Origin of the sequence: Pseudonocardia sp. SID8383, assembly GCF_009864975.1 — a bacterium.
Taxonomy (GTDB): Bacteria; Actinomycetota; Actinomycetes; order Mycobacteriales; family Pseudonocardiaceae; genus Pseudonocardia; species Pseudonocardia alni.
Genome location: NZ_WWFY01000464.1, coordinates 1 through 1852 on the forward strand (window position 1 = coordinate 1; position 1852 = coordinate 1852).

Below are 1852 nucleotides of genomic sequence, written 5' to 3' on the forward strand. Positions count from 1 at the left end.
CCCGGCGACCCGGTCCGCGCCCGCCGCGAGCCCCCGAACGTCGCTCCGCCCGCACCGTCGGCGGGCCCGGTCGGCCGCGGGCCGTGCAAGCTGCCCCGCTACCTGCGCGGGACACCCGGCGCCGTGACCGCGGTGCGGCCCGCACACGTGCTGCCCGACACCCACGCGGTGTTCGCCGGTGAGCACCCCGAGCACGTGTACACCGTCGCGTTCGCCGCGCCGGACGTGTGGGGCCCCGGCGCGGACCCGCACGTCACCGTGCACGCCGACCTGTTCGAGTCCTACCTGGAGCCACGATGACCGACGACGATCCCGGTCCGGCGCTGCGCACCGCGGCACTGGAGGAGCTGCTGGTCGAACGGGGGCTGGTGGACCCGGCCGTCGTCGACGGGTTCGTGCGCACCTACGAACGCGACGTCGGCCCGCTGAACGGCGCGACGGTCGTCGCCCGCGCCTGGACCGACCCGCAGTTCCGGGAGTGGCTGCTGCGCGACGGCACCGCGGCCATCGCCTCGCTCGGGTTCACCGGACCGCAGGGCGAGCACATGGTGGTGCTGGAGCAGACCGAGCAGGTGCACCACGTCGTGGTCTGCACGCTGTGCTCCTGCTACCCGTGGCCGGTCCTCGGGCTGCCCCCGAGCTGGTACAAGGACCCCGCCTACCGGGCCCGGGTCGTGCGCGAGCCGCGGACCGTGCTCGCCGAGATGGGCCTCGACGTGCCCCCGGAGCGTCGGATCGAGGTGTGGGACTCCTCGGCCGAGGTCCGCTACCTGGTGCTGCCGCGCCGCCCCGCGGGCACCGAGGGGCTCACCGCCGAGCAGCTCGCCGGGCTGGTCGGGCGGGACGCGATGGTCGGGGTCGCCGAGGCGGTGGAACCGTCGTGAGCGCTCCGCTGCTCGACGTCGCGGGCCCCGCCGCCCCGCCGCGCGCCAACGGGGAGCTGGTGTTCGCCGCGCCCTGGGAGGGACGCGCATTCGGGCTGGCCGTCGCGCTCGCCGAGGCGGGGGTGTTCACCTGGGACGGCTTCCGCGACCGGCTGGTCGCGCGGATCGCCGCCGACCCCGCCGCCCCCTACTACGGCTGCTGGCTCGCCGCCTGCGAGGACGCGCTCGTCGCCGCGGGTCGGCTGGGCGGGGCCGACGTGTCCACCCGCGCCGCGGGTCTCGCCGCCCGCCCGGCCGGCCACGACCACGACCACGACGGCCATGGTCACGTTCGGTAGAAACACATTCACCGGTGGTGACCGAATGGGAGGTGACCGTACTCCCGCGCCCTACCCCATACGAATGCGGAACGGAACTGCGCCGACCCGATCGGGGCCGTGCGCGACCCGGCCGGTGTCACCGCTCGATAACCGATCATGTTTCCGCAGGGCCGATACCCCGGTGCGCGGATAGATTGGTGCCATGAGCGGATCCGGGTCGGTGGTCCTGCGGACCGTCGCCTGGTGTGCCGGGGTCCTGCTGGTGGGTGCCGGTGTGCTGGCCGCCGTCGTCGTCGGGTTCGGCGCGCTCGTCGCACCGGGGGAGGCGCGCGCGTCCCGCGAGATCGACCCGGCCACCGAGTTCGCCCGGCTCGCCGTCGACGACCCGCCCGCCGCGCTGCGTTCGTGCACCCCCGCCCGCGGGACCCTCGTCGACGCGCTGTCCGGGGCGCTCCCGGTCGGTGCGGTGCCCGGCGCCGACCGGTTCACCGCGACCGACGGGGACCTCACGTTCGTCTCGGCGCCGATCACCGGCACGCTGCGCGGCGCCGGGGACCGCGCGGTCTGGGTGTGGGGGCGGCAGGGCTTCGCCGCCGTCACCGACAACGCGCGCGCCCTCACTCCCGGGCTCCCCGGGCCGTCGCTCTA

4 protein-coding genes are annotated in these 1852 nt (G+C 75.8%); all 4 read left to right on the forward strand.

Features of this window, described 5'->3' with window-relative positions; genetic code table 11:
- Positions 1-300 (forward strand): SH3-like domain-containing protein (locus GTW08_RS11350; RefSeq protein WP_161151886.1); only part of this gene is annotated, 300 nt, incomplete at its 5' end.
- Positions 297-884, forward strand: a complete 588-nt coding sequence (nthA, locus tag GTW08_RS11355) for a nitrile hydratase subunit alpha (protein WP_073574373.1) — start codon at positions 297-299, stop codon at positions 882-884. The genes GTW08_RS11350 and nthA, both read left to right, overlap by 4 nt.
- On the forward strand, positions 881-1222 hold the full coding sequence (locus tag GTW08_RS11360; protein ID WP_073574372.1) for a nitrile hydratase accessory protein: 342 nt from the start codon (positions 881-883) through the stop codon (positions 1220-1222). The genes nthA and GTW08_RS11360 overlap by 4 nt, the downstream gene beginning before the upstream one ends.
- Before the next feature lie 184 nt (positions 1223-1406).
- The coding region (locus GTW08_RS11365; RefSeq protein ID WP_202417036.1) for a hypothetical protein at positions 1407-1852 on the forward strand (446 nt) is incomplete at its 3' end.